At 69.0% G+C, this 26361-nt stretch carries 28 protein-coding genes; 11 read left to right on the top strand and 17 right to left on the bottom strand.

Going from position 1 to position 26361, the window contains the following annotated elements:
* Positions 1–272: 272 nt before the first annotated feature.
* Complete coding sequence (locus ACU6XJ_RS14925; protein ID WP_476311275.1) at positions 273–1763, bottom strand: sensor histidine kinase; 1491 nt, start codon at positions 1761–1763, stop codon at positions 273–275.
* 258 nt (positions 1764–2021) lie between these two features.
* Positions 2022–2234, bottom strand: coding sequence for a biotin/lipoyl-binding carrier protein (locus ACU6XJ_RS14920; RefSeq protein WP_476311272.1), 213 nt, complete (start codon positions 2232–2234; stop codon positions 2022–2024).
* A gap of 231 nt (positions 2235–2465) precedes the next feature.
* On the opposite strand from ACU6XJ_RS14920, the gene ACU6XJ_RS14915 reads away from it, so the two are divergent.
* Entirely contained in the window at positions 2466–2540 is a 75-nt protein-coding gene (locus tag ACU6XJ_RS14915; protein WP_096498094.1) for a 50S ribosomal protein bL37, read from the top strand.
* A 61-nt stretch (positions 2541–2601) separates the two neighbouring features.
* Here the strand turns inward: ACU6XJ_RS14915 and rsrA are convergent, their stop codons facing one another.
* Both rsrA and ACU6XJ_RS14905 read right to left on the bottom strand, forming a co-directional pair.
* Positions 2602–2886, bottom strand: coding sequence for a mycothiol system anti-sigma-R factor (gene rsrA / locus ACU6XJ_RS14910; RefSeq protein WP_476311270.1), 285 nt, complete (start codon positions 2884–2886; stop codon positions 2602–2604).
* Positions 2886–3503 carry a sigma-70 family RNA polymerase sigma factor gene (locus ACU6XJ_RS14905; RefSeq protein ID WP_476311267.1) on the bottom strand — a complete coding sequence of 206 codons (618 nt, stop codon included), beginning with the start codon at positions 3501–3503 and terminating at the stop codon, positions 2886–2888. Before ACU6XJ_RS14905 ends, rsrA begins: the two co-directional genes overlap by 1 nt.
* A gap of 301 nt (positions 3504–3804) precedes the next feature.
* Between ACU6XJ_RS14905 and ybaK the strand changes: the two genes are divergently transcribed.
* Entirely contained in the window at positions 3805–4284 is a 480-nt protein-coding gene (gene ybaK, locus ACU6XJ_RS14900) for a Cys-tRNA(Pro) deacylase (RefSeq protein ID WP_476311265.1), read from the top strand.
* Positions 4285–4286: 2 nt separating this feature from the next.
* Here the strand turns inward: ybaK and ACU6XJ_RS14895 are convergent, their stop codons facing one another.
* Both ACU6XJ_RS14895 and ACU6XJ_RS14890 read right to left on the bottom strand, forming a co-directional pair.
* Complete coding sequence (locus ACU6XJ_RS14895; RefSeq protein WP_476311263.1) at positions 4287–4898, bottom strand: alpha/beta hydrolase family protein; 612 nt, start codon at positions 4896–4898, stop codon at positions 4287–4289.
* A complete protein-coding gene (locus tag ACU6XJ_RS14890) occupies positions 4895–5689 on the bottom strand; it encodes an SOS response-associated peptidase (RefSeq protein ID WP_476311260.1) in 795 nt (264 codons plus the stop codon). The genes ACU6XJ_RS14895 and ACU6XJ_RS14890 overlap by 4 nt, the downstream gene beginning before the upstream one ends.
* 76 nt (positions 5690–5765) lie before the next feature.
* On the opposite strand from ACU6XJ_RS14890, the gene aroA reads away from it, so the two are divergent.
* The 4 genes from aroA (at position 5766) to ACU6XJ_RS14870 (ending at position 9712) form a co-directional block, all read left to right on the top strand.
* Positions 5766–7025 carry a 3-phosphoshikimate 1-carboxyvinyltransferase gene (aroA, locus tag ACU6XJ_RS14885; protein ID WP_476311257.1) on the top strand — a complete coding sequence of 420 codons (1260 nt, stop codon included), beginning with the start codon at positions 5766–5768 and terminating at the stop codon, positions 7023–7025.
* A complete protein-coding gene (gene rsgA / locus ACU6XJ_RS14880) occupies positions 7022–8038 on the top strand; it encodes a ribosome small subunit-dependent GTPase A (protein ID WP_476311255.1) in 1017 nt (338 codons plus the stop codon). The genes aroA and rsgA overlap by 4 nt, the downstream gene beginning before the upstream one ends.
* Positions 8039–8160: 122 nt before the next feature.
* Positions 8161–8763 (top strand): hypothetical protein, encoded by a 603-nt coding sequence (locus ACU6XJ_RS14875; protein WP_476311252.1) that lies wholly within the window; start codon positions 8161–8163, stop codon positions 8761–8763.
* Between the two features lie 193 nt (positions 8764–8956).
* Entirely contained in the window at positions 8957–9712 is a 756-nt protein-coding gene (locus ACU6XJ_RS14870; protein ID WP_476311249.1) for an SCO4651 family lipoprotein, read from the top strand.
* A gap of 4 nt (positions 9713–9716) precedes the next feature.
* Here the strand turns inward: ACU6XJ_RS14870 and ACU6XJ_RS14865 are convergent, their stop codons facing one another.
* The 3 genes from ACU6XJ_RS14865 to ACU6XJ_RS14855 all read right to left on the bottom strand — a co-directional run bounded on the left by ACU6XJ_RS14865 (position 9717) and on the right by ACU6XJ_RS14855 (position 13567).
* Positions 9717–11231 carry an acyltransferase family protein gene (locus tag ACU6XJ_RS14865; protein ID WP_476311248.1) on the bottom strand — a complete coding sequence of 505 codons (1515 nt, stop codon included), beginning with the start codon at positions 11229–11231 and terminating at the stop codon, positions 9717–9719.
* Positions 11232–11367: 136 nt separating this feature from the next.
* On the bottom strand, positions 11368–12996 hold the full coding sequence (pruA, locus tag ACU6XJ_RS14860) for an L-glutamate gamma-semialdehyde dehydrogenase (RefSeq protein WP_476311245.1): 1629 nt from the start codon (positions 12994–12996) through the stop codon (positions 11368–11370).
* 187 nt (positions 12997–13183) lie between these two features.
* Positions 13184–13567, bottom strand: a complete 384-nt coding sequence (locus ACU6XJ_RS14855) for a PepSY domain-containing protein (RefSeq protein ID WP_476311242.1) — start codon at positions 13565–13567, stop codon at positions 13184–13186.
* Between the two features lie 145 nt (positions 13568–13712).
* Between ACU6XJ_RS14855 and ACU6XJ_RS14850 the strand changes: the two genes are divergently transcribed.
* Positions 13713–14291 (top strand): tetratricopeptide repeat protein, encoded by a 579-nt coding sequence (locus ACU6XJ_RS14850; RefSeq protein ID WP_476311240.1) that lies wholly within the window; start codon positions 13713–13715, stop codon positions 14289–14291.
* On the opposite strand, the gene ACU6XJ_RS14845 is transcribed toward ACU6XJ_RS14850, so the two are convergent.
* From ACU6XJ_RS14845 to ACU6XJ_RS14835, 3 genes are read right to left on the bottom strand one after another with little or no spacing between them, the layout of a single operon-like run.
* On the bottom strand, positions 14288–15115 hold the full coding sequence (locus ACU6XJ_RS14845; protein ID WP_476311238.1) for an MBL fold metallo-hydrolase: 828 nt from the start codon (positions 15113–15115) through the stop codon (positions 14288–14290). The genes ACU6XJ_RS14850 and ACU6XJ_RS14845 overlap by 4 nt on opposite strands.
* Positions 15116–15619, bottom strand: a complete 504-nt coding sequence (locus tag ACU6XJ_RS14840) for a DUF6912 family protein (RefSeq protein WP_476311235.1) — start codon at positions 15617–15619, stop codon at positions 15116–15118.
* The gene (locus ACU6XJ_RS14835) at positions 15616–17025 is read right to left on the bottom strand and encodes a WS/DGAT/MGAT family O-acyltransferase (RefSeq protein ID WP_476311232.1); all 1410 of its coding nucleotides are present in this window, start codon (positions 17023–17025) and stop codon (positions 15616–15618) included. The genes ACU6XJ_RS14840 and ACU6XJ_RS14835 overlap by 4 nt, the downstream gene beginning before the upstream one ends.
* A 42-nt stretch (positions 17026–17067) precedes the next feature.
* Here ACU6XJ_RS14835 and ACU6XJ_RS14830 point away from each other — a divergent pair, with 42 nt between their 5' ends.
* Both ACU6XJ_RS14830 and ACU6XJ_RS14825 read left to right on the top strand, forming a co-directional pair.
* Positions 17068–17844: a TrmH family RNA methyltransferase gene (locus ACU6XJ_RS14830; RefSeq protein WP_476311229.1), complete on the top strand. Its 777-nt coding sequence runs from the start codon at positions 17068–17070 to the stop codon at positions 17842–17844.
* Between the two features lie 84 nt (positions 17845–17928).
* Positions 17929–18888, top strand: a complete 960-nt coding sequence (locus ACU6XJ_RS14825) for an ABC transporter substrate-binding protein (protein WP_476311226.1) — start codon at positions 17929–17931, stop codon at positions 18886–18888.
* Here ACU6XJ_RS14825 and ACU6XJ_RS14820 read toward each other — a convergent pair.
* A complete protein-coding gene (locus ACU6XJ_RS14820; RefSeq protein ID WP_476311223.1) occupies positions 18866–19306 on the bottom strand; it encodes a hypothetical protein in 441 nt (146 codons plus the stop codon). The two genes, ACU6XJ_RS14825 and ACU6XJ_RS14820, sit on opposite strands and share 23 nt — an antisense overlap.
* A 252-nt stretch (positions 19307–19558) precedes the next feature.
* Here ACU6XJ_RS14820 and ACU6XJ_RS14815 point away from each other — a divergent pair, with 252 nt between their 5' ends.
* Entirely contained in the window at positions 19559–20182 is a 624-nt protein-coding gene (locus ACU6XJ_RS14815; protein ID WP_476311220.1) for a hypothetical protein, read from the top strand.
* Here ACU6XJ_RS14815 and ACU6XJ_RS14810 read toward each other — a convergent pair.
* A complete protein-coding gene (locus ACU6XJ_RS14810; protein ID WP_476311217.1) occupies positions 20179–20592 on the bottom strand; it encodes an HAD-IA family hydrolase in 414 nt (137 codons plus the stop codon). The two genes, ACU6XJ_RS14815 and ACU6XJ_RS14810, sit on opposite strands and share 4 nt — an antisense overlap.
* 89 nt (positions 20593–20681) lie before the next feature.
* Between ACU6XJ_RS14810 and ACU6XJ_RS14805 the strand changes: the two genes are divergently transcribed.
* Entirely contained in the window at positions 20682–21134 is a 453-nt protein-coding gene (locus ACU6XJ_RS14805; RefSeq protein ID WP_476311214.1) for an Rv3235 family protein, read from the top strand.
* Between the two features lie 63 nt (positions 21135–21197).
* Here the strand turns inward: ACU6XJ_RS14805 and secA are convergent, their stop codons facing one another.
* The 3 genes from secA to ACU6XJ_RS14790 form a co-directional block, all read right to left on the bottom strand.
* Positions 21198–24110 carry a preprotein translocase subunit SecA gene (gene secA / locus ACU6XJ_RS14800; RefSeq protein WP_476311211.1) on the bottom strand — a complete coding sequence of 971 codons (2913 nt, stop codon included), beginning with the start codon at positions 24108–24110 and terminating at the stop codon, positions 21198–21200.
* 322 nt (positions 24111–24432) lie between these two features.
* Positions 24433–25146: a ribosome hibernation-promoting factor, HPF/YfiA family gene (gene hpf, locus ACU6XJ_RS14795; protein ID WP_476311208.1), complete on the bottom strand. Its 714-nt coding sequence runs from the start codon at positions 25144–25146 to the stop codon at positions 24433–24435.
* Between the two features lie 498 nt (positions 25147–25644).
* On the bottom strand, positions 25645–26319 hold the full coding sequence (locus ACU6XJ_RS14790; protein ID WP_476311204.1) for a ComF family protein: 675 nt from the start codon (positions 26317–26319) through the stop codon (positions 25645–25647).
* Positions 26320–26361 lie beyond the last annotated feature (42 nt).

Raw genomic sequence — 26361 nt, 5'->3', positions numbered from 1 at the left:
TTCAACTTTTCCAGCCCTGCCCGCTATCCCTTGCTGATCAGGCGGGGATTTGCATACCGCCGAACGGGTGTGTCCAGCCGAGTGACACCGGAGGGTAGCCGAACGGCCGTTATCGATCAGTTACGCCGAAGCCCCGTTCGCCGTTCGAAGATCAGCATTTCCGGCGGCTGCCACATTCATCAAAGGCAGCCCGCCACATTCCCCGCAAGGACACACAACTGCTCGTGAGTGCTTTGTTTCGCGAGACCCAACAAAGCACTCACGAGAGTTGGTCAGCGGCGGAGCAGGGGCACGCGCAGGACGGCCTCGGTGCCCTCGCCGTCCTCGCGGCGGCGCAGGCTCAGCGAGCCGCGAAGCTCCGAGTCGACCAGGGTCCGCACGATTTGCAGGCCCAGCCGGTCGGTGCGCTCCAGGGAGAAGCCCGACGGCAGTCCGATCCCGTCGTCGGCGATCACCACGTCCAGCCACTTCGGTGAGCGCTGCGAGCGCAACACCACCTCGCCGGACTGGCCGGGGGCGTAGCCGTGCTCCAGGGCGTTCTGCACCAGCTCGGTGAACACCATGACCAGCGGGGTGGCCATCTCGGCGACGACGACCCCGAGCCTGCCCTCGCGGCGCACCTTCACCTGGGTCTCCGGGGCCGCCACATCGCCCATCATGGGCAGCACGCGGTCCACCACCTCATCCAGGTCGACCCGCTCGTCCACCGCCCCCGCCAGCGTCTCGTGCACCAACGCGATGGAGGTGACCCTGCGGACCGACTCGTCCAGCACGTGCCTGGCCTCGACGCTGTTGGTGCGGCGGCCCTGCAACCGCAGCAGCGCGGCCACGGTTTGCAGGTTGTTCTTCACGCGGTGGTGGATCTCGCGGATGGTGGCGTCCTTGGACATCAGCGCCCGGTCCCGGCGCCGCACCTCGGTCACATCGCGCACCAGCACCAGCGCGCCTGCGGGCTTGCCGCGGGGACGCAGCGGCAGCGCGCGGAACAACACCGCGGCGCCGCGGGCCTCCACCTCGATGCGCATGCTGGGCTGGCCGTCCAGTGCCGTCTTGAACCGCTGGGAAAGCTCGCTGGCATCGAAGGGGTCGGAGATCAGCGAGCGGGTCAGCGGCCCAAGCTGGACGCCGACCAGATCCGAGGAGTGGCCCATGCGGTGGTAGGCCGACAGGGCGTTGGGGCTGGCGAAGACCACCGCGCCGGTGGCATCCAGCCGCAACAGGCCGTCGCCGACGCGCGGGCTGGTGTGGATGCCGGGGGTGGGCTCCGGAACGGGGAAGGTGCCGTCGCAGATCATCTGGCACAGGTCGGCGGCACTGCCGAGGTAGGAGATCTCCAGCGGACTTGGCACCCTGGGCACCGCGAGGTTGGTGTCCTTGCTCAGCACGGCCACCAGATCCGAGCCGAGCCGCACCGGGATGGTCTCCCGCCGCACCGGCACCCCAAGCTGCCAGCGGGGATCCTCCTCGCGGCAGATCCGCCGCTCCTCCAGCGCCCGCCACAGCTGCGGGTGCTCATCGGCCCGCAGCTGGGAGCCGACGAGATCCGAGGAGTGCGCGGTCGGCGCCGTCTGCGGCCGGGCCTGCGCCACGCACAGGAAGTGCCCAGCCGAGCCCTCGGCATCGTCCTGGGGCACCCACATGGTGAAGTCCGCGAAAGCCAGGTCGGACAGCAGCTGCCATTCGGCAACCAGCAGCTGAAGGTGATCCACCGCCGCCACCGGCAGCGAGGTGTGTTCGGCCAGCAACTCGGTCAGTGTGGACACGGATCCATCATCCACGCACCGTCCACCCGACGCCGACCACCACTCAAGGCGTGTTCACAAGCGCCAAACCCACAGCCGCTCTTCTAGCGGCGAAGCCGCTGTTGCTGTTGTCCCAACAGACGCAACCACCCGCGGGTTCTCAGAGGGCCGCTGGCGAGGACAGCCCCGACCGTGGTGACCGCGTGGTCATGAGGAGGGGATCCCGGAGCCAGCGGCCCTCTGAGGTTCCGCCACCCGACCCCCACCAAAGCCGGGAAACTAAGAAATAACAGCGATTAGGTCGCCTTCTTGGACTACGTCACCTTCTTTGACCTTGAGGGTGACGGTGCCGTCGGCCTCGCTGTATACCGGGATCTCCATCTTCATGGATTCGAGGATCACCAGCTCATCGCCGTCGGAAACGGCTGCACCGTCGGTGGCGACCACCTTCCACACGTTCGCCACCATCTCGGCACGGATCTCCTCGGCCATCGCAACGTCCTCCTTGACGCGACACGACTCCGGCGTGTGGCGTCATCGGTTCTGTCCGCTTCCGAGCGCCCCGGTCGTGACACCAATCCAATCACAACCCCGGCGGGCACCGGTTCGCCAAACCTGCCAAAACAGGCTCTTGAAAGCTGTCCGGTCCGTGCATGTCAGACTGGAGGACGGCCCGGGACGGTTTCGCACCCGGCCGGTTCGTCAACGGTTGAGGAGAAGCTTGTGTCGAAGCGGGCACGCAAGAGGCGGGACAGGAAAAAGGGCGGCGCCAACCACGGTAAGCGCCCCAACGCCTGAGTCCCGGCGAGAAACGTGAAACGGCCCTGACGTCGAGAACGTCAGGGCCGTTTTCGCTCGTTCAGCTGGGCTGCTCGCCCAGTTGGCGCTGCTCCAGCACCGTCTGCCGAATCGTCGCGCGGAGCCGCTGCTTCAGGTCGTCCGGCGCGTGGTCCCCGCCGCACTTGCGGGCCAGCAGCGTCTTGAGGTGCTCCTCGATGCCGTACTGGGACAGGCAGGGGCTGCACTCGTCGAGATGCCGCTGCAAGGTCTCGCGCCGCGTCATGTCGCACTCGTGGTCCAGGAAGAGCCACACCTCTTCGAGCACCTCCGAGCAGTCCGTCTCGTGGTGGTCGCCGCAACTCACTACCCGGTCACCTCCGCTGTCGAGGAACGCAGGAAACCACGGTCGCGGGCGACATCGGTGAGCAGGTCACGCAGTTGCTTGCGGCCGCGGTGCAGCCGGGACATCACGGTGCCGATGGGTGTCCCCATGATCTCGGCGATCTCCTTGTAGGCGAAGCCTTCCACATCGGCCAGGTAGACGGCCATCCGGAACTCCTCGGGAAGCTGCTGCAACGCCTGCTTGACGTCGTTGTCCGGCAGCTTCTCCAGTGCCTCCACCTCGGCCGAGCGCAAGCCTACCGAGGTGTGGTTCTCCGCCTGCGCCAGCTGCCAGTCGGTGATCTCCTCGGTCGGCTGCTGGATCGGCTGCCGCTGCTTGCGGCGGTAGCCGTTGATGTATGTGTTGGTCAGGATGCGATACAGCCAGGCCTTGATGTTCGTGCCCTGGGTGAACGAGGCGAACGCGGCGTAGGCCTTGAGGTAGGTCTCCTGGACCAGGTCCTCGGCATCGGCCGGGTTGCGGGTCATCCTGAGCGCGGCCGAGTACAGCTGGTCGAGCAGGGGAAGCGCTTCCCGCTCGAACCGCACCGTCCGGTCATCGCCGTTCTCGGTGTGCGCGCCGTGCTGGTTGCCAGTCACCCGGCTCCCTTCTCCCCGCCCGCGGGCGAGGGTGTCCCCCAGGTCGACTCGGCTGGTCACCGCACGAGTCGAGGCCGAGGATACGCGGCTGGGTACGGCACGGCTCAATTGATTATTCGACCTGGTGAGCGAGGCGCGTCCGGCGCGACTCGACGCGGTCCGCAGCCCCTGCTGCGGCGCGGGGTCGACGGCGGTCCGGTCCTCCGGCCGCTCCAGCAACTGGCACGCGAATTCGCTCGGCATGTCCCGCACAACACGCCCTCCCCCGCGGGCATTCCCGGCAGTCCTAAGCTGCTGCGCCATGGCGGCGAAAGGCACTCCGGCGACAACGCTGTTGAGCAGGCAGAAGGTCCAGCACACGGTGCACGCCTACGAACATGATCCGCATCACTCCTCCTACGGCTTGGAGGCGGCGGAGGCGCTGTCCGTCGAACCGGCGCGGGTGTTCAAGACGCTCGTGGCCGAGGTCGACGGCAGGCTCACGGTTGGTGTGGTCCCCGTCGCGGGCCAACTCGACCTCAAGGCGCTGGCCGCGGCCGTCGGCGGCAAGCGGGCCAAGATGGCGCAGATCGCCGACGCCGAGCGCGCCACCGGCTACGTCGCGGGCGGCATCTCCCCCATCGGCCAGCGCAAACGCCTTCCCGTCGTGATCGACTCCTCGATCCACGAGCACCCCACGGTCTATTGCAGCGCGGGCAGGCGAGGCCTGGAGATCGAGCTCTCGCCCGTCGACCTGATCACCACCACCAACGCCACGGTCGCCCCCATCGCCGCACCCTGAAATCAGGTGAGGGGACGGAGGATGCGGTCGAGCCACTCCTCGACGGCGCGGTAGAGGGTGTCGATATCGGCTTTGAGGCTGTGGTCGCCGGGGAGCAGGACGACCTCGCGGTGGTGGGCAGGCTCGGGCAGGCCGAAGGGGTCGCGTTCACCCTGGACGACCAGCACGGGGACGTCGACGCCGTCGAGTTCGGGCAGGCGGCTCTTATCGGGCTTGCCAGGCGGGTGGACCGGGAACGCCAGGCACAGGACGGCGCAGGCCTGGCCGGCCTCGGCGGTGCGGCAGGCCACCCTGGCACCGGAGGACCGGCCGCCGAAGACCATGGGCAGTTCGTCGAACCAGGTGCGGCCCAGTTCCTCCGCGACGGCCAGCCACGCCGTGTCCAACTGCTTCGCGGGAGCCGGGGCACGGCGGCCCGCGACCAGATAGGGCTGCTCGACCAGTGCCACGCTCACGCCAGCGGCGGTGGCGGCCCTGGTCGCGGCGACCAGGTCGGGGGCGGCGATGCCGCCACCCGCGCCGTGGCCAAGCAGCAGCGCCGCCCGGGTGTCCGCGGCGGCATGCAGTTCGGCCCCTGCGAGGCCGTGTGGCGTCGGCACCTCGATACGAGTCATACGTTCTCAGCGTCGGCCGAAAGTGCCCCGAGGTTGAGGGCCTGTTGCCCTTCGGGGGCGGCATCGGGGTCGATTCGCTCGATCAGCTGTGGACCGTTGTTGCGGACGTTGTTCACCGCGCTGGACACCGGGCGCAACTCAAGGCCGCTGATCAGCGCCTCGTCAACGCCCGAGGTGAGCAGATCGGTGACGTCCTTGCCGTCCGGGTCCAGCCAGCGTTCCCACTGGGCCGCGGACAGCAGCAGCGGCATCCGATCGTGGATCTCGGTCAGCGGGCCGAGCGCCTCGGTGGTGAGCACCGCGCAGGTCACCAGCGGCGGGTCGTCCTCGGCGGCCTTGGGGTCGCGCCAGGTGGACCAGATGGCCGCCATGGCGATGCTCGAGCCGTCCAGCGGGGTCATGTAGAAGGGCTGCTTCTCCTTGCCCTCCCGCCGCCACTCGTACCAGCCGTCGGCGGGCATCAGGCAGCGGTGGTGCTGGATCGAGCTTCGGAAGGAGGGCTTCTCCCGCGCGGTCTCGGCCCGGGCGTTGATCATGCGGGAACCCACCGAGGGGTCCTTCGCCCATCGGGGCACCAGGCCCCACTTCATGACCCGGATGCTGCGCTCGGTGCGCTCCGGGTCGGGCACGCCCTCGGCGTCCCGTGGGTGCCGCTGCACCACGGTGAGCACCGGTTTCGTCGGTGCCACATTGTGGTCGACCCGTGCTGAATGGTCCCCGGTCGCGTCCACGGCGTCGAACTCCGCCGCGAGCTTCGCCGGGTCCTTCGTCGCCGAATATCGCCCGCACACCCACCCATGGTGGCACGGACCCCCGACAGTGAGCACCAGATGGCTCACTCGCGGCCTATTGCGGGATGATCGGGGCATGACAGGAGCGTGGTCGGCACCGACCGCAGGCAGCCCCGTGCGCGCGACGGTGCAGGTACCAGGATCGAAGTCGATCACCAACCGGGCGCTGGTGCTCGCCGCGCTGGCCGATGCCCCTTCGACGCTGCGGGTGCCGCTGCGCAGCCGCGACACCCTGCTGATGGCGGAGGCGCTGCGTGCGCTGGGCACCGAGATCACCGATGTCGGCACCGACTGGCGGGTGACTCCGCGGCCGCTGCGCGGGCCCGCCGCGGTGAACTGCGGGCTGGCGGGCACGATCATGCGGTTCCTGCCGCCCGCTGCGGCGCTGGCCATGGGCAAGGTCGACTTCGACGGCGACCCCTATGCCCGGCAGCGCCCGATGGCCACCGTGCTGGACGCGCTGCGCGGCCTCGGCGCCGAGGTGACGGGCACCGCGTTGCCATTCACTCTGCACGGCACCGGCGGCCTGCCCGGCGGGACGGTCACCATCGACGCCTCCGCCTCCTCGCAGTTCGTCTCAGGATTGCTGCTTTCCGGTGCGCGCTACGACAAGGGCGTCACCATCCTGCACGTCGGCAAGCCGGTGCCCTCGCTGCCGCACATCGAGATGACCATCGAGATGCTGCGTCACCACGGCGTGGCCGTGGACGCCTCCGAGCCGAACGCCTGGCGCGTCGAGCCCGGGCCGCTGTGGGCCAGGGACTGGCTGATCGAGCCGGACCTGTCCAACGCCACCGTGTTCCTGGCCGCGGCCGCGGCGACCGGAGGCGAGGTCACCGTGCCGGACTGGCCGTCGAGCACCACGCAGGCGGGAGATGCCATGCGCGGCATCCTCACCACGATGGGCTGCGCGGTCCGGCTGGACGAGCGCGGCCTCACCGTCACGGGCGGCTCTGGACTGTCCGGTGTGGACGTCGACCTGCACAAGGTCGGCGAGTTGACGCCGACCGTGGCGGCGCTGTGCGCGCTGGCCGACGGCCCGTCCGTGCTGCGCGGGATCGCGCATCTGCGCGGGCATGAGACCGACCGGCTGGCCGCGCTGGCCGCGGAGATCAACGGCTTGGGCGGGGACGTCACCGAGACCGAGGACGGGCTGCGGATCGTGCCGCGGCCGTTGCACGGCGGGAGTTGGCGGGCCTACGCGGACCACCGGATGGCCACCGCGGGCGCGGTGTTGGGCCTGGTGGTACCGGGCATCGAGGTGGACGACATCGGCTGCACCAGCAAGACGCTGCCGGACTTCCCCGGCATGTGGCAGGACGTGATTCCGGGGTGAGCGGACAGGGCTGGCGCAACCTCGACGAGTCCGACATCCGGGTCAGGCCGGGGCGTCGGGGTACCCGGCCCCGCAGCAAACTGCGCCCCGAGCACGCCGACGCGAGCCCGGCCATGATCACGGCGGTGGACCGCGGCCGGTGGACCTGCGCGCTGGACTCCGACCCCGAGCGCAGGGTGGTCGCGATGCGCGCCCGCGAGCTTGGCCGCACCCCGATCGTGGTGGGCGACATGGTCGACCTGGTCGGCGACGTCTCCGGCAAGACCGACACGCTGGCCAGGATCGTGCGCGTCGCCGAGCGCGGCAGCGTGCTGCGCAGGACCGCCGACGACACCGACCCCTACGAGCGGATCGTGGTCGCGAACGCCGAGTTGCTGGTGATCGTCACCGCGCTGGCCGATCCGCCGCCGCGCACCGGGTTCATCGACCGCTGCGTGGTCGCGGCCATCGCGGGCGGGCTGCGACCGGTGCTGTGCCTGACCAAATCGGACCTGGCCAAACCCGACGAACTGGTGGCCGCCTATGCCGATCTCTCGCTGTCGACCGTGGTGACCCGCTTCGACGAGGAGCCCGAGGAACTGCGCGAGTTGCTGCGCGACACCGTGTCGGCGTTCATCGGCCACTCGGGTGTCGGCAAGTCAACACTGGTCAACCGGCTGGTGCCGGACGCGGAACGGGCCGTTGGCGCGGTCAGCGCGGTCGGCAAGGGCAAGCACACGTCCAGTTCGGCCGTGGCGCTGCCGCTGCCCGACGGCGGCTGGGTGGTGGACACGCCGGGCGTGCGGTCCTTCGGGCTGGCCCACATCACCCCGGGTGATCTGCTGGCGGGCTTCGACGACTTCGACGCCGCGGCCGAGGAGTGCCCCTCGAACTGCGGCCATCTCGGGCCGCCCGCCGATCCGGACTGCGTGCTCGACGACGTCGTCGTCCGTGGCGAAGCGTCGCCGGGGAGGCTGACCTCACTGCGCAGGCTGCTGCTCTCCCGCGCGGGCGCCGACGATTCCGGGGAATAACGGGCAGATCACGGCGGTTCCCCTGTTTGTGCAGGTAGAAAATCGGAAGACAGCGGTTCCGCTTCCGATTACAGTCGTTTCCGAATAGGTCTTTCATTCGCCCGACCCTGGGGGTTTTCGTCGTGCGCCGAATTCTGGCCGTCACGCTTGCCGCGTCATTGTCGGTGGCTCTCGCCGCCTGCGGTGGCGTCGGTTCCACGTCCTCCGCACCCACCACGAATCAGCCCTACCGCAGCGCCACCGACGTGACCAACGCGGTCGAGGTCGCGGTCAAGCAGGAGAAGACCGCCAAGGTCGATGTCGAGCAGGCAGGTCAGGGCAAGCAGTCCGGCCGGATCCGCCTGGTCGCAGGCGGCACCGAGGTCGAACTCGGCGGGGCGCCGGAAGCCAGGCTGGCGGCGGACATCGGCAAGCAGCTTGAGCTGTTCCGCACCGCCGAGTCCATCAAGGAGCAGCACACCGAATCGCAGGGCGGCGAGCAAATCTACGTCTACACGCTGCAATTCGTGCTCAAGAAATCGATCAACGCGGTACAGGACGCGGGCACCAAGGCGGTTCTGCAGAAGCTGATCGACAGCGGCAAGAAGGAGTTCTTCACCTCGCTGTGGGTGGACAAGAACAATCTGCCGCGCAAGGTCGAGATCAACTCGACCCCGGACGCCCCTGCCGAACAGCCGAAGCAGTCGACCGTGGTCAGCTACGCCGACTGGGGCCTCAACGCCTGAGCACGGTCGCCAGGCCTGCGCTCGCGGCAGGCCTGGCGGAACAATCTCCGACAAAGGCGAATACACACAAATGTGCTCGCCGAAGTAGAGCTGAGCCAACAGGGCGAAACGACGAGACAAGCCGCTGCGCATTGTCTAGAGTCACGCGCGGATTTGTCCGCGTTCGTGTTTTCCAACCCTGGGGGGAATTGCCTTGCGCCGCATTACGGCCGTAACCCTTGCTCTGCTCACCGCCGCCGCCGTGGCGGGCTGCGGTGGCGGCGCCGCCACTCCCGCGCCGAGCACGACCACCACCACGCCCACCAAGACCCAGCCTTACATCAGCGCCACCGACGTCGGCCGGGCCGTGGACGCCGCGGTAAGACAGGCGAAGACCGCCAAGCTTCAGCTCGACATGGGCGAGCAAGCCCCGATGACCGGTGTGTACCGCCTGACCGACCAGGGGTCGGAGATCTCCTGGTCGGCCCAGGAGCAAGGCAAGACGGCGAGCTTCCTGATCGGCCCCAACGCCATGTACGTCAAGTCCTCGGAGGCCGAGAAGTGGGTGAGCATCGGGGTCACCGGCCTGGACACGCTGATGCGCATCGGGGCCGACGCGGCCCAGCAGCTTGAGCTGATCAAATCCGCCGAGTCGATCTCACGCAAAGGCACCGAGACCGTTGACGGGCAGCAGGGCTACACCTACACGCTGCGGATCGAACACCGGAAGTCGTTGAACTCCGTCGGCGACCAGAAGCTGAAGCAGCTGTTGCAGCTGATGATCGACAACAACGAGTCCACGTCGTACCTCTCGGTCTGGTTGGACGCGAAGAACCTCCCGCGCAAGGTGGCGATGGGCTCGGCGCCGGATGAGGAGCCCAGCCTCTCCACCACCTACTCCGCCTGGGGCGAGCCGGTGGAGATCGCGTTCCCGCAGCCGGGCGAGATCGCCGCTCCGCCGACCAAGTAGCCGCTCAGGCGTCGGGCTCTTTCCATAACCGGCGGCGGATCTCCATGGTGACCTCGGCCGGAGCCTCCGCCGCCACCGCTGAGCTGTAGGGGTACTCGGCGTAGGTGCCTTCGCGCGGGCGCAGCGGCGGGCCGATACGGGTGGTGAGCTCCGCGGGCCGCGGTTCGCCGTTGCGCCGCTCGCCGAGCGGCCTGCCCGCGGGCATCGCCGGTTCCGCCTGCGGGGGCCGCTGCCCGTTGCGGGCGGGCCCCGGGGCGGGCGGCGCCTTGACCGTGGCCGCGAGTTCGGCGATCGGCACCCGGATGCGTTCGATCTCGCCGGTGGCCGCGGGCGATGGCCACTGCGGCTTGTCCACCGGCGGCGCGGGGACGGCCCGGTCGTCGGGCCTGCGCTTGCGCGAGAGGTGCCGCGCCAGTCGGTGGCTGGGTCGTTCGACCAGCCGGTAGCTGACCTCCACCATGGCGAAGGTGGTCGCCACCGCGCCGATCACGGCGATCTCGAACGGCACAGCGGGGTACAGCAGGTCCAGCGTCGGGAACGCGACCAGGCCGTGCATGAGGTAGATCGAGTAGCTGCGTTCGGACAACACGGTCCAGCCCGCCCGCTCCTTGAGCCGGGACTCGCCGAACAGACCCAGCAGGAACAGCAGGATCGCGAAGGCCAGCGCCATGTTGTAGGAGTCGTCGATGCGGCCCATATCGCGGATGTCGGCCCAGACGTAGAGGCACCAGGCGATCACGCCGTACAGCGACGCCAGCCACAGCGGGATCTTCTTGTGGTAGCCCGCCCAGATGATCTGGCCGATCAACGTGATCGGCAGGTACGACATCAGCACCACGAACAAGAAGTAGTTCGGGCCGAACATCCGCGCGGTGATCAGCGCCACCAGCACCAACGCGAGTTCGAGTGCGATGACCAGCCACAGGTACCGCTTCAGCAGCGGCACCATCAGCATGATCATCAGGTAGAAGGTGACCTCGATGACCAGCGTCCACGCCACCCCCACCAGCACCACCTGCGGCACCAGCAGGTAGTTCACCAGGGTGGCGTTGGTCAGCACGGTCAGCCCGGTGACCTCGCGGTCCTGGCCGGTGAACAGCGGATCGAGGCCGAGCAGCAGGGCCGCGGCGGTGAGCAGCACCACGAAGATCATCGGTGGGTAGACCCGCAGCATGCGGTTGAGGCCGAACTTCCAGGAGCCCTGCCGCATGGCCAGCGGTGTCACCACGAAACCGCTGATGATGAAGAAGATCGGCACCGCGACCTGGCCGATGCCCTGGAAGGACATGTACAGCGGCTTCTGCGCGAAGTCGTCGATCACGTCGACGACCACCGACTCCGCGCCTCGCTTGTCCATCCACAGATGCGAGACGTGGCTGTAGAAGACCATCAGCGCGCCGATGGCGCGGGCCATGTCGATGAAGACGATCCGGCTCTTCTTCGGCTCGGACTCGGCCTTTTTCTCGATCTTCTCCGCCGCGGGGACACGGGGTATGGGGCGCGTGCGGTCGTCCTGCACCGCGACCCCCTCTCCCCTGCCTGGTCAACGCCTGCCGAACAGAGTAACGAGAGTGTCGAGATCGGTTCACCTAATACAGACATAAAGCGGGGAGGCCCACTCCGCCGAGAGCGGTGTGGGCCTCCCCGAACGTCGATCAGCCCTGGTGCGGGTAGGTGTAGTCGGTCGGAGGCACGAAGGTCTCCTTGATGGAACGCGGGCTGGTCCAGCGCAGCAGGTTGAACTTCGAGCCCGCCTTGTCGTTGGTGCCGGAGGCCCGCGCGCCGCCGAAGGGCTGCTGGCCGACCACGGCGCCGGTGGGCTTGTCGTTGACGTAGAAGTTGCCCGCCGAGAAGCGCAGTGCGGCGTGCGCCTCCTCGATGGCGTTGCGGTCGGTGGCGAACACCGCGCCGGTCAACGCGTACTGGGTGGCGGTGTCCACGGTGGTGAGGATCTTCGAGTAGTCGGCGTCGTCGTAGACGTGCACGGCCAGGATCGGGCCGAAGTACTCGGTGGAGAACATCTCGTTGCCGGGATCGGTGCCGACCACCACGGTGGGCTGCACGAAGTAGCCGACCGAGTCGTCACAGGTGCCGCCCGCCAGGACCTCCAGGGTGGGCGAGGACTTGGCCTGCTCCAGTGCCTTGGAGTGCTTGGCGAAGGCACGGTCGTCGATCACCGCGCCGCCGAAGTTGCTGAAGTCGGTGACATCGCCGTAGGTGATGGAGCGGGTCAGGTCCGCAAGCTGGTCGCGGACGCCGCCCTCCCACAGCGAGCGCGCGATGTAGGCGCGGGAGGCCGCGGAACACTTCTGGCCCTGGTACTCGAACGCGCCCCGGACCAGTCCGGTGACCAGCGCCGCCGGGTCGGCCGACGGGTGCGCGACGACGAAGTCCTTGCCGCCGGTCTCGCCCACGATGCGCGGGTAGCCGCGGTAGGTCTCCAGGTTGGCCGCGATCTGCTGGTACAGCGAGCGGAAGGTCGCGGTGGAGCCGGTGAAGTGCAGGCCCGCGAACTCCGGGTCGGCCAGCGCGACCTCGCCGACCGGCTTGCCGTGGCCGGTGACCATGTTCAACACGCCGGGCGGCAGGCCCGCGGCCTCCAGCAGACGCATGGTGTGGTGCGCGGCCAACTGCTGGGTGGGCGAGGGCTTCCACAGCACGGTGTTGCCCATCAGCGCGGGCGCCAGCGGCAGGTTGCCCGCGATCGCGGTGAAGTTGAACGGCGTGATCGCCAGGACGAAGCCCTCCAGCGGGCGGTGGTCGAAGCGGTTCCACATGCCGGGCGAGGAGTTGGGCTGCTCGGCGTAGATCTGCCGGGCGTAGTCCACGTTGAAGCGGAGGAAGTCGATGAACTCGCAGGCGGAGTCGATTTCGGCCTGCTGAACGGTCTTGGACTGGCCCAGCATGGTGGCGGCGTTGATGGTGTCCCGCCATGGCCCGGCCAGCAGGTCGGCGGCCCGCAGCAGCACGGCCGCGCGCTCGTCGAACGGCAGGTCGCGCCAGCCGGGGGCGGCCTGTTTGGCGGCCTGGATGGCGTCGGCGGTGTCCTGCGCGGTGGCCTGCCCGGTCACCCCGAGCACATGCTGGTGGTCATGCGGCTGCACCACGTCGATCCGCTCACCGGCGCCCATCCGCTGCTGACCGCCGATGGTCATGGTGAACTCGTGCCGCTCCGTCTCCAGCTCGGCGATGCGGCGTTGCAGCGACTCAGCCTCGGGGCTGCCCGGCGCGTAGGAGCGGACCGGCTCGTTGACTGGACTGGGTACGGACGTGACGGCGTCCATGCTTCGGTTCGCCTCCTGCGTAAACGACTGCTTTACCTGCGGATTCCACCCGACTTGTGGCCAGGTTTCACAGTCATCCTGTCACGCCTGTGCGGGTGCCCCCTACCTCTGACGGGTGACCAGCACCACGGGAAAGGCCCCGGAACAAGCCTGTTCCGGAGCCTTTTCCTACACCTGACGGAAATGGTCAGTCGTCATAGCGGTCATCGTCGTCATCGTCGTCGTTGTCCTGGTCGATCGAGAGGACCTTGCCGTCGGCGGCGTCGATGTCGACGTCCCACTCGGTGTTGCCCTTGCGCAGTTCGACATCCCACTCGAGGCGGTTGTCGTCCCGGTCGAGGTCGACCTCCTCGACGGTGGCGCCGGGCGCCTGCTGCAACGCGATCTCCCGCGCCCGGTCGGCGCTGATCGCGGGCTGCTGCCCACCGGGGTTCGCGGGGGCCGAGGCGGAGGTGGTCGGGGCGGTCGGCCGGAAGCTCGAACCGTCGTCGGCGACGGCGATCGCACCGAACGCCGCCGGCAGCCCGACGCCCGCGACGATCGCGGCGGCGAGAATATTGCGCTTGTTCATGGTCATCTCCTGCTCATCGGTCGCTGACGCTGAAAAGACTGACGGCAGGCGGGCTATGGGCGCGCTGTCGCTCGGTTAGGGCAACGCTAAGAAAACCCCGAGCCGGGCAAAGACGGTCGGCGGCCGGGTGGATATCGTGCTGCACATGGGCGCAGAGCAGGACGATCTGGACTTCGACGAGGTACGAGAGGCCGCGATCCTTGCCCGCAACTACGAGTACAGCCTGCAACGTTGCCTTGACGAGCAGGCGCGGGCGGAGCTGATGTTCCTGACCGCCGACGCCTGGCGGCGGGCGGGCAGTTTCGACCGCGCGCTGGAGTGGCTGGACAAGATCGAGCCGACCGACGAGTTCGATGAGATCGGCGTGACGTCGGGGAAGGTCGAGATCTATCTGGACCAGGGGCCGGAGGAGGTGGCGTTCATCGAGTTGGAGCGGCTCAAGCTCGCCGAGCCGCATCCGGTGCTCTGCGTCCACCTCGGCGAGTTGCTGGAGGAGCGGGGCCGGTTCGAGGAGGCGCTGCTCTGGTACAACATCGGCCTGGAGCGCATCCCGGACGAGGTGGAGGACTTCCTCCGCGGCGACCGGTACAACGACGCCTCCAACGCGGCCACCGGCAGGCGCCGGATGCGGGCCGCCTTCGGGCTCGAGCCGGACGCCTTGGACATCATGGCCGCCGACCCGCCGCGCAAGATCATCGACGAGGACCCCGACGACGAGGACTAGGCGGTCACCGCGCGGTCGAACTCGACCGGGTCGTGGGCGCAGATGATGCGGACCTCACCGGCGAGGGCGAGTTCGCGCAGCCGGGCCAGGTTGTCCAGTCGTTCCGCGCGCCGGGTCTGCACCAGTTCCTGAAACGCGCGCAGGCCAGGTGGGCAGTGCGGCTTCGCGGCGAGTTGGCCTTGGAAGAAGTAGGCGTCTCCCGCGTGCAGCAGCCAGCGTGGGCCGTCCTTGCGGCCGGTGTCCACCGCGACGCCGACGTGCCCCCGGGTATGCCCGGCCAGCGGCACCAGCAGCAGACCCGGCAGGCCCGGAATCTCGCGGATCGCCCGCAGGCCGTGCCAGCGCTCGCCGTCGGCGGCGTGCTCGACCCACTTCGGGCCGTGCGCCCACTGGTGGGGGCGGTAGCGCTCGCGCTCGGAGAGCGTCCCGCGGCGTTGGGCTGCGGCCAGTTCAGGCGCGTGCACATGCACCTGGGCTGCCGGGAAGTCGGCGAGGCCGCCCGCGTGGTCGAGGTCGAGGTGGGTGAGCACGATGTGGCGGACGTCCGCCGGGTCGTGGCCCAGCGCCCGCACCTGTTCGACCGCGGTCTCCGCCGCTGACAGCACCGGGCGCACCACCTTGAGGAAAGCGGCGCCGAGATGACGGCGGGGGTCGGCCAGGTCGCCGCGGCCCAGCCCGGTGTCCACCAGGACCAGCCCGTCCGCGGCCTCGATCAGCAGGCAGTGGCACACCATGCGCGCCGGACCGAACACGCGGCCCGCGCCGTTGATGAAGCGGCTGCTCGGCGGGTGCATCGTGCCGCAGTTGAGGTGGTGGACGCGCATCTACATGAGCTCCAGCAGGAACGGCAGTTCCTGTGGCGCGAACCAGGCAAGCTCGTGGTCCTCCGCCTCGCCGAGGACGAACTCGGCGTCGTGGTCGCCGAGGTCGGCGGCGTCGATGACCTCCGCGGCGGCCCGCACCGCCTCTTCGGCCTCGGGGGTGTCCAGGTGCACCGCGGCCACGTCCTTGAACCGCACCGGGCCCGGCAGGCGGACCGCGGCATCGTCCAGGTCGGGGCGCAGCCGGACGCCCTCCACGTCGGCGGCCACCACCGCGCGGCGCGGCTGGGCGTCGGAGCCGACCGCGAGTTCCAGCGCCAGCAGGCGCAGCGAGGCGCGGCTGGCCTCCAGCATCGCGGCGTACTCCAACTCCTCGGTGCCGCCCGCCGCGTAGGCCTCGCGCAGCATCGGCGTCAGCGCGAACGCGGTGTTGTTGACCGCCGCCAGCTCACCCTTTTCGGCCAACTCCCGCAGCATGTCCACAGTGGCCGGCAGGTAGACCCTCACGCCTGCACCGTTCCCATCATCTCCTCCAGCGATTCGACCACCATCGACGCCAGCACCTCGGCGTCGGGCATCGCGTCGCGGTCCGCGTTCAGCCCGTAGAAGAGCCCACCGTGATACGAGGTTACGCCGATCGACAACGCCTGGTTCTTGGCCAGTGGAACGATCGGGAACATCTCCTCCATCCGCGCGCCCGCCGCGTACAGCGGCACCTGCGGGCCGGGCACGTTGGTCACCACCAGGTTGAAGATCCGCTTGGCGAACGAGCTTGCCGCCCTGGCGCCCAGCGCGTGCAGTGTCGGCGGGGCGAACCCGGACATCCGGACCAGGGTGTCGGCGCCGACCGAGCGGCCGGATTCCTTGTGCGCCCGCATCGCGTGGCTGACGTGGTGCAGCCGCACCACCGGGTTCGGCTCGCCCACCGGCAGGTCCACCAGGTAGGCCGAAACCTGGCCGCCGAACTGGCCGAAGCTCTCCGCGTCGGTCTCCCGCACCGATACCGGCACCAACGCGCGGATCGTGGTGGAGGAGGTCACCGCCTCGCCTCTGGACAGCAGCCAGCTTCGCAGCGCACCGGCGATCACCGCCAGCACCACATCGTTCACCGTGACACGGGAGGCGTCGTGCACCTTGCGGACCGCGCGGTAGTCGTCGAGCTTGGTCCTGGCCACCGCGAACCGCCGCTGCGGCGTGATCTTGACGTTGAGCGGGCTGCCGGGCGCCTTGCTGGCGGCGGTGCGCATGATCGAAGCCAGTCCGCCGAGCGCGTCCAGCACGTTGCGGGCGGTGGCGGCGGCGTCCTGCACGGCCAGTTTGGTGTTCTCCACGGCCTCGCCGGGGCTGCGCACCACCTCGGCAACCGCGTCCAGCACCAGCCTGCTCTGGCTGGGCTGCGGGCGCGGCATCCACAGCTCCTCGGGGGTGGCGCGCGGGGTGGCGGAGATGTCCAGCATGACCTGGCCGATGTCGATCGCGCCGATGCCGTCCACCATCGCCTGGTGGGTCTTGGTGATGATCGCGAAGCGGTTGCGGGCCAGGCCTTCGACCAGGTACACCTCCCACAGCGGGCGGCTGGGGTCCAGCGGCCGGGAGAACAGCCGGGCCACCAGGTCGTGCAGTTGGGCCTCGCTGCCCGGTTTGGGCAGTGCCGAGCGGCGTACGTGGTAGGTGATGTCGAAGTCCGGATCGTCCGTCCACACCGGACGCGCCAGCCGCCCGATCACATTGAGCACCCGCTGCCGGTACCGCGGCACCAGCGTCAGCCGCTGCTCGATCAGCTCCACCAGCCGGTCGTAGTCGAAACCGCTGCGTGGCCTGCGGTACAGGGCAACACCGCCGACGTGCATCGGCGTGGTGCGGTCCTCCAGGTACAGGAAAGAGGCGTCCAGCGCGGAGAGGCGGTCGGGCATGGCCCCGATCCTGACACACCACAGCCCTGGCATGCTGGCCAAATGCAGCGCAGGCAGCCCGGAACCGACGAGATATCGCCCAAGGACCGGTTCATCACCGTGTACGGCCGCAAACCGGTGCTGGAGGCGCTCGCCGACACCGCGCTGCGGGTGGACAAGGTGATCCTGGCCGAGGGCGTGCGTGGACCCGCTGCGGCGGACATCCTGTCGGCGGCCCGCGACCGCGGGGTCGAGGTGCAGCGCGCCAGCGCGCACCGGGTGAAGGTGCTGGCGGGCAACGGAAAGCAGGACCAGGGCGTGCTGGCCGACGTGCTGGCGCCGCGGATGCGGCCGCTGGCGACCGCGCTGGCGGGCAGGCCGCCCGCCTCGGTGCTGCTGCTGGACGGCATCACCACCCCCGCCAATGTCGGGATGATCCTGCGCACGGCCACCGCGGCCGGTATCGGCGGGATCGTGGTGCCGCGGCGGGGTGTCGCCTCCATCGACCCGCTGGTGGTGAAGGCCTCGGCCGGGGTGGCGTTCCGGGCTCCGCTGCTGCGCTGCGCGACCGCCGCGGAGGCCGCGGCCGCCCTGCGGCAGCACGGATACACGCTGTTCGGACTGGCCGCGGACGGCCGCGACACGGTGTTCACCGCCCGGCTGCCGGAGCGGACCGCGTTCGTGCTGGGCGGTGAGACGGCGGGCGTCTCCGCCGCGGTGGCCGACCATGTGCGGCACTGGCTGTCCATCCCGATGGCCGAGGGCGTGGAATCGCTGAACGTGGCCAGCGCCGCCGCCGTGCTGTGCTTCGAACTCACCCGCCGCAGGCTGCACGCTTGATCACAGCGCCGCACGATTGTGGACTCGGCGCGGCACGGATCGGGTTAGGGTAGTTAGGTTCGCCTAACACATAGGGGGCTTGCGATGCGTGTCGGTGTGCGGATGCTGGCGGTGGTTCCGCTGGTGCTGGGCTTGGTGGCCGGGTGCGGCGAGGCACCGCGGGAGCCGGAGTCCTCCGGGCCGATCGCGGTGACCGACTCCCGCGGGGAGCAGACGCTGAGCAAGCCCGCGACCAGGGTCGTAGCCCTGGAGTGGAGCTACGTCGAGAACCTGCTGGCGCTGGGCGTCACGCCGGTCGGCGTGGCCGATGTGAAGGGCTACCAGACCTTCGTCAAGGAGGGGCCCGCGCTGTCGGCGGACGTCCCCGACGTCGGCACCCGCCCGCAGCCCAACCTGGAGAAGATCGCCGGGCTGCGGCCGGACCTGATCGTGGTGCCGAAGAACCGCGCCGACGCGATCCTGGACAAGCTCAAGCAGATCGCGCCGACCGTGCTGGTGTTCAACGAGTACCGCGACCCCGACCACCTGACCTCGATGCGCACGGACTTCACCCAGCTTGCCGCCGCGGTCGGCAAGAAGGCCGAGGGCGAGAAGGTGCTCGGCGAGTTGGACGCGACCATCGAGGAGGGCCGCAAGCAGCTGGCCGCCGCGGGCAAGAGCGGACTGAAGCTGGCGTTCAGCCAGGGCTACAGCCAATCCACCAACATCACGTTCCGGATCTTCAGCGACAAGTCGCTGGTGGGGCAGCTTGGCGCGAAGCTGGGTGTCAGCACCCCGGCCGTCACCGACAGCCGCGGGTTCGGCTACCAGGAGTACACGCTGGAGAACCTGTTCTCGATCGGCGCGGACACCTGGCTGCTCTACACCGCGCCGCCCACCGACTCCGACTTCGCGGGCGCCGTCGGCCAGCCCGCGTTCCAGGCGCTGCCCTTCGTGAAGGCGGGTCACGCCAAAGCGCTGCCGCCGGGCACCTGGTTCTTCGGCGGCCCGCGGTCCAGCCAGGCCGTGGTCAAGCAGACCGTCACGGCGTTGACGGGCACCTGATCCCGACCAGCGGCGGCCCGTCGATGACGCCGCCGGTACCGCCCTGGGCGGACTCCCGGTACAGGTAGAAGTAGAAGCCGATACCGGCCGTACCGCCGCAGGCGGAATCCGGGGAGACGCGGTAACGCAGCCGCGCGGTGCGGCTGGCACCCGGCGCCACCGGCGAGGTGAAGTGCATGCCCTCGGCGTCGCAGCCCGCCTCGCCCGCGCAGCCGAGGAACTCGTACTTCAGGCCAGGGTAGGTGATCGTCTGATAGGTGGGGTTCACGCTGAAGTAGGTGAAGAAGACCTCGCTGGGGTCCGGATTGGTGAAGGTCACGGTGAGCACGAAGTCCTCACCGGGCAGTGCCAGTCCCCTGTCGACGGAACTGGTCAGCGGATCGACATCCGCACCGGTGTCGGTGCTGGGCACCATCATCGCCACGACCTGACAAAGCCCGACAAGTGATCGACCTCCCGCGGTCGTGATCAGGCGCAGAACCGCGGATCCGTTGCGTCTGCTGTCGCACCCGCATCCGAAACGCCCGTTGACAGCCGGTAAGCGTAGATGTTGCGCGGGTTCGTTTCTGGCGCCGAACGGGTGTGCTCATGGACGCGGTTTCATCTCGGCCCGACAAGGCCCGGCGCCCGCTTCCGCAACGGCCGGACCAGCACAGGTACTGTCACCGGCATGGGCGCACGTCGACTGTCGGTACCGCTTGCCGCCGTGCTCTGTGCCCTGCTGCTGGCGGGCTGCACAAAGTGGGAGGCGGGCTCCCCGGTGGCGGGTGACGAGAAGGTGACCGGCACCCAGCGGCCCTCGACGCCGCCGTCCTCGCTGCCGCTGCCCGGCCCGAGTTCCGGTTCGCCCAACCCCCATGCGAGCACCGGTCCGCTGGTGCCCAACGTGGTCGAGGACGAATGCCTGCTCACCGCCGCCGAGTTCGGTGCGCTGCTCGCGCAGCCGACGTCGAACGCGGAGAACACCGTGCTGGGCAGCGCCGATGAGAACAAGGGCCGAAGCTGCTTCTACTTCCAGCAGGGCCAGCAGAACCCGATGGGCCGCATCGACGTGCTCGGCACCATGGGACCGCCGCCCAGCGAGGTCGTGCAGCGGCTGCTGGGCCGCGGCAACCACGCGATCTTCAACGTGGGCGTCGGCGACGCCGCGGTGATCGACGAAGTGGGGGTGCCCGGCTCGGAGATGTACGTGGCGACCACCCAGTACCTCATCCAGATCCACCTCGACGACGTCAAACCCGACGACGCCCGGTGGGCCGCCGCGGGCCGTGCCGCCGTGGCGAAACTCGGCTAACCGAGGTCCAACTCGAAGAGGATCTTCAGCTCGGCGAGTGTCTCCTCGACCGACCGGTGCAGCACGCCAACCATGCCGGTGGCCACCGCCCCGCGCACATTGCCGGGGAGATCGTCCACGAACACGCAGTCGGCAGGCGCCAGCCCCAGCCGTTCCGCCACGGCCTCATAGGCCCGCGCGTCCGGCTTGCCGACGCCAAGCTCACCGGAGATCAGCACCACCTGGGCAAGGCCCTCCCAGGCCCGCCGGTCGCCCAGCACCCGTTCGGCGTTGGACAGCACCGCGGTGCGCAGACCCAGCTCACCGGCCCTGCGCAGCGCCGTCACCAGCGGCGGCTCTCCTGGCTCTGACCGGTCGCCCGGATCGGTCAGCACCCCGCCGTAGTCCATCACCAGCCCCTGAAGTCCCACGGCCCCCAGGCTAGGCGGTGCCGGATCGGGTGAAAGCAGGGCGTCAGAGGTCCGGATTCGCCTGCCCGCCGCTCTGTTCAGGCATGTCGATGTTCGCGTTGCCTCGCCTCGAGCCACCGTTGGACTCCGAGGCGGAGCCCGCCCGGCCGCCGTTGCGGGCGGTGCCGTCCGAACCGGTGTGCTTCGAGTTCACCGGCCCGAGGGAAACGATCAGCTGCGGCAGTGCGCAGCAGCTTGCCCAGCGCATGACCGCCTGCCTGGTGGAGGTGCTGAACGGGCGCCGCCCGACCCGACAGCTGGAGGCGGCGTTCAGCCGTGGCGTCTGCCGCCGGCTCGAGCACCTGGTGCGCAACCGGCCGCAGGACCTGCCGCCGCGGCAGTTGCGCACCGTGCGGGTCTGTATGCCCGCCGACGGCGTCATCGAGGTCGCCGCCACCATCACCGGCGGCGCCCGCACGCAGGCGCTGACGGCCCGGCTGGAGGCCTGCGGCCACACCTGGCGCTGCGTCGAGTTCGCCGTCGTCGGCAAGGCGTGGGCGTGACCTGGATCGGCGTGGCGCGACGATGGCTCCCGGAACCGGTCCGGGAGCCTTCGTCAACGCGGATCAGTTGCCGGTGGGGGCGCCGTGGCAGCGCTTGAACTTCTTGCCGGAGCCGCAGGGGCACGGCGCGTTGCGGGAGACGTCGTTACTGCCGACGACGGTGTTCTCGCCGACCGAACCCGCGCCGCCGGTCGCGCCCGCGCGGCGCTGGGCGGCGCCCCTGGTCTGGGTGCCACCGCCCTCGGCGGGACCGCTGTAGGTCAGGTTCTGCTGGCTCAGCGGCGGCCCGTAGGTCCGGCCGCGCAACGCCGCGGGCGGCCGCTCGCCCGCGCCGCCGGGCGGCGGCATGTCGTCGGTGATCCTGGGCAGGAACGTGGTCGGCCGGTCGTCCACCGGGAAGTCGTCCGGGCGGTGCATGCCGAGCGGGAAGTCGATGCGCGGCATGACGATGGTCTCCGGCTCCTCCGGCTCGGCGACCTCGACCTTGACGTTGAACAGCAGCCCGACCGACTCCTCCTTGAGCGCGTCGAGCATGACCGCGAACATGTCGTAGCCCTCGCGCTGGTACTCGATCAGCGGGTCGCGCTGCGCCATGGCCCGCAGGCCGATGCCCTCCTTGAGGTAGTCCATCTCGTAGAGGTGCTCACGCCACTTGCGGTCCAGCACCGACAGGATCACCTTGCGCTCCAGTTCGCGCATGGCACCCTTGCCGACCTTGCCGTCGATCTCCCGCTCACGCTGGTGGTAGGCGCGCATGGCGTCCTCGAGCACCGCGTCGAGCAGTTCCTCGCGGGTCAACTCCTCCATGGCCTCGTCGTCCTCGACCAGGTCCTGCCAGCGGACCTGCACCGGGTACAGCGTCTTCAACGCCGCCCACAGCTTGGCCAGGTCCCACTCCTCGGCGTACTTGTCCGAGGTCGCGCCGGTCACGTAGGCGGTGACCACGTCCTGAATCATGTTCTTGATCTCGCCGGAGAGGTCCGCACCCTCCAGCACCTGGCGCCGCTCGTCGTAGATGACGGTGCGCTGCTTGTTCATGACCTCGTCGTACTTCAGAACGTTCTTGCGGATCTCGAAGTTCTGGCCCTCGACCTGGGTCTGCGCGCTGCGGATGGCGCGGGTGACCATCTTGTGCTCGATCGGCACGTCGTCGGGCACCCGCAGCCGGGTCATCACGATCTCGACCATGGCCGCGTTGAACCGGCGCATGAGCTCGTCGCCGAGCGAGAGGTAGAACCGGGAGGCGCCGGGGTCGCCCTGACGGCCGGAGCGGCCGCGAAGCTGGTTGTCGATACGGCGCGACTCGTGCCGCTCGGTGCCCAGCACGTACAGGCCGCCCGCCGCCTTGACCTCCTCGGCCTCGGCCTTGGTCTGGATGCGCATCTTCTCGACCAGGCGCGGGTACTCGGCCTCGTACTCGTCCGGTGTCTCCACCGGGTCGAGGCCGCGGGAGCGCAGTTCGAGGTCTGCCTCGAACTCGGGGTTGCCGCCCAGCATGATGTCGGTACCGCGGCCCGCCATGTTGGTGGACACCGTGACCGCGCCCTTGCGGCCCGCGCGGGCCACGATGGCGGCTTCCCGGTCGTGGTGCTTGGCGTTGAGCACCTCGTGCGGCACGCCCATCTTGAGCAGCAGCTTCGCCAGGTACTCCGACTTCTCCACCGAGGTGGTGCCGATCAGCACCGGCTGGCCCTTGGCGTGCCGCTCGGCGATGTCGTCGGCGACGGCCTGGAACTTCGCGACCTCGGTCTTGTACACGAGGTCGGGGTGGTCGAGCCGCTGCGGCGGGCGGTTCGGCGGGATCGGCGTCACGCCAAGCTTGTAGATCTGGTAGAGCTCGGCCGCCTCGGTCTCGGCGGTACCGGTCATACCGGCGATCTTGTCGTACTGGCGGAAGTAGTTCTGGAGGGTGATCGTGGCCAGCGTCTGGTTCTCGGCCTTGATCTCCACACCTTCCTTGGCCTCGATGGCCTGGTGCATGCCCTCGTTGTAGCGGCGGCCCGACAGCACACGGCCGGTGAACTCGTCGACGATCAGGACCTCGCCGTCGCGGACGATGTAGTCCTTGTCCTTCTTGAACAGCTCCTTGGCCTTGAGAGCGTTGTTCAGGTACCCCACCAGCGGGGTGTTGGCCGCGTCGTAGAGGTTCTCGATGCCAAGCTGGTCCTCGATGACGGCGACGCCCTCTTCGCTGACGCCGACGGTCCGCTTGCGCTCGTCGACCTCGTAGTGCTTGTCCCGCTTCAGCATCGGGGACAGCCGGGCGAACTCCTGGTACCACCGCGAGGACTGGTCCGCGGGGCCGGAGATGATCAGCGGCGTGCGGGCCTCATCGATGAGGATGGAGTCGACCTCGTCGACGATGGCGAAGTTGTAGAACTCGCGCTGGACGCAGTCGTCCAGGCTCCAGGCCATGTTGTCGCGCAGGTAGTCGAAGCCGAACTCGTTGTTGGTGCCGTAGGTGATGTCGGAACCGTAGGCGGCGCGGCGCTGCTGCGGGGTGAGCTCGGAGAGGATCACGCCGACCTCGAGGCCGAGGAAGCGGTGCACCCGGCCCATCCACTCGGCGTCACGCTTGGCCAGATAGTCGTTGACGGTGACGACGTGGACGCCGAGACCGGACAACGCGTTGAGGTAGGCGGGGAGCACACAGGTCAGGGTCTTGCCCTCACCGGTGCGCATCTCGGCGACGGAGCCGAAGTGCAGCGCCGCACCACCCATGAGCTGCACGTCGTAGTGCCGCTGGCCGAGCACCCGCTTGGCCGCCTCACGCGCCGTGGCGAAGGCCTCGATGAGCAGGTCGTCCAGGGACTCGCCGTCGGCGTATCGTGCCTTGAACTCATCGGTCTTGGCCCGCAGCTGCGCGTCGGACAAGTTCAGGAACTCGTCCTCGATCGAGTTGATGTGGTTCGCGATCGCGCGCAGGCGCTTGAGCGTTTTGCCCTCGCCGGCGCGGAGCAGTCGGGACAGGACCATCGCTGGGTCGACCTCGCTAGTCGAAATGTGATGCGTCCGTGACGGACACCTTGCTGCCATCGTAGGCAACAGCACGGGCCGGGAACCCTGTCGGCGGCAAATACCCCAAATGCCCGGCCATCTTTGGCTGGCTGCCGCGTCCGAAACTACCAGCAACCGGGACCACAGTATTAACAGGCAAAAGTCGGCTCCGCCGGTGGAAGCCCGGCGGAGCCGACTGTGACAGTTTGTCCGACCAAGACCGGTTCGAGGATCAGGTCTGGCAGTGCGCGAGTCCTATTCGGCTGGCGAACCCTGGTCTTGGTGCCGTTGTGGGGTGGCGTCAGGCTTCTGCGAGCCGGATGACGCCGTAGTCGAATCCCTTCCTCCGGTACACCACGCTGGGCCGTCCGCTGTCGGCACAGGAGAACAGATAGAAGTCGTGTCCAACGCGCTCCATCTCGGACAGCGCCTGGTCGACCGTCATGGGCTTCGCGGGATGCTCCTTCTCCCGCGCGATACGTCCTGGTTCATAGAACTCGACGTCGTCGTAGGCCCGCTGCTGCGGGACGTCGAAGTCGTACTCGGTGCGTTCCTCGGTGAGCACTGCGACCGCGGCAGGCTCCATGGCAGCGGTGGTCTTGGCACGCCGTCCCCGTGCCCGTCCGTTGCCCCTGGTCACTCCGTGTGATGCCGCGGTGAGTCCCGCAGGCGCCGTCGCCTCGGCCACGGAGATGGGGTTATGCCGCCCATAGTGCACCCGACGCCGGTCGGCCGACTTGCGCAGCCTGGCCTCCAGCTTTGAAACCGCTCCGTCGAGCGCCGCGTAGAAGTCCGCGGCACAAGCCTCCGCTCGGATCACCGGACCGCGTCCGATGGCAGTGATCTCGACGTGCTGGCACTTCTTTGCCTGTCGCCGGTTGGGCTCGTGGTAGAGCTCCACGTCGAAGCGGATGCCTTTGCGGTCGTAGCGTTCGAGGCGGGCCATCTTCTGGCTCACATGCACCCGGTAATGATCGGGGACCTCGACGTTGCGACCCTTGACGACGATTTCCATACACGACCTCCTAGAACTGACACAGCATGAAGCCGATGTCGGCAGGATTTCCTTGGTGCGCACCGGAACGAGTGCGGTGACTGCGAGTCCTCATCCCGGCGCCAGGGTCATGGGCTGATCCCTCCTCCCTGCGTGCCGGAAGCTGCGGTTAGCGCTGCACGTTAGCCTGGCGTTCACGTGCAGAACAGCCCCCGAGGTGGGCGATGTCACATGCATACAGTCCGTAATAATTCGGGTCTCAACTGGCCCACCAGACCCGTTATTGCCATCCGAGCGGGTAGTTGACGCTTGTGAAACGTCACCCCTATGGACTAGGGCCATACGTTCCGAAGTCGGCAGGCTGTTAGCCCTCACCGTCAAGGACGGTGAGGATGACTGCGTCCTCCAACCACCCATATCCATAAAACGACCCGTCTGGAGCTATAGGTTCCGCGTTACCTGATCTTTTGCTGAGAATCCGCAGGTAGATCGACTGCCGGGAATGCGCTCGCCGTCCGCTCACGCGGTCGCAGTCAGGCTCAGCATCAGTCGCGGCGCGGCGCAGGCCGCGGTCAGCGCGGCCTGGCAGGAGGCCGCCGTGGCGCCTGTGGTGATGACGTCGTCGAGCAGCACGACCGGGTGATCGGCGGGCGGCAGCCACCTCCGCACCACCCGCACCCGCCCCGCCAGGTTGGCGCTGCGCTCCGCGGGCGTCAGGCCGACGGAGTCCCGAGCCGCCGAGTCCAGCCGGAGCAGCGGCACCGCTCGACACGGGGCGCCTTCGGCGCGAAGCGCGGCGGCGCAGTGCCGGGCCAGCCTGAGCATGTGCCGACCGCCCCTGGCGGCCGCGGTCCAGCGTCGGGAGGGCGCGGGCACCAGCCACAGCGGCCTGCCATCGCCCGCCAGGCCCAACGTCAGCAGCGCGGTGGCCAGTGCCGTGCCGAGGGCGGGTGCGAGTTCGTAGCGGTGCCGCTCCTTGTAGGCCAGCACCACGTCTCTCGGCACCCCGGAGTATCCGGCCAGCGCGTAGCCCGGCATGTCGGTGGCGAACACCGGCCTTCGTACCGGGAACAACGCCCCGAACAGCAGCAGGCAGTCCTGGCACAGCGCGCCGCCACCCGAACCGCAGCCTGCGCAGTCCACGGGCAGGACGAGGTCCAGCAGTGAGCCGACCGGCTCGGCAGGTGAGAGCACCCCGCCAGCGTGCCGGCGTCCCCTGACAAAACCGGCGAACAG

The sequence above is a fragment of the Actinorectispora metalli genome (genome assembly GCF_056323685.1).
This window is presented reverse-complemented; position numbering and strand designations above follow the sequence as displayed.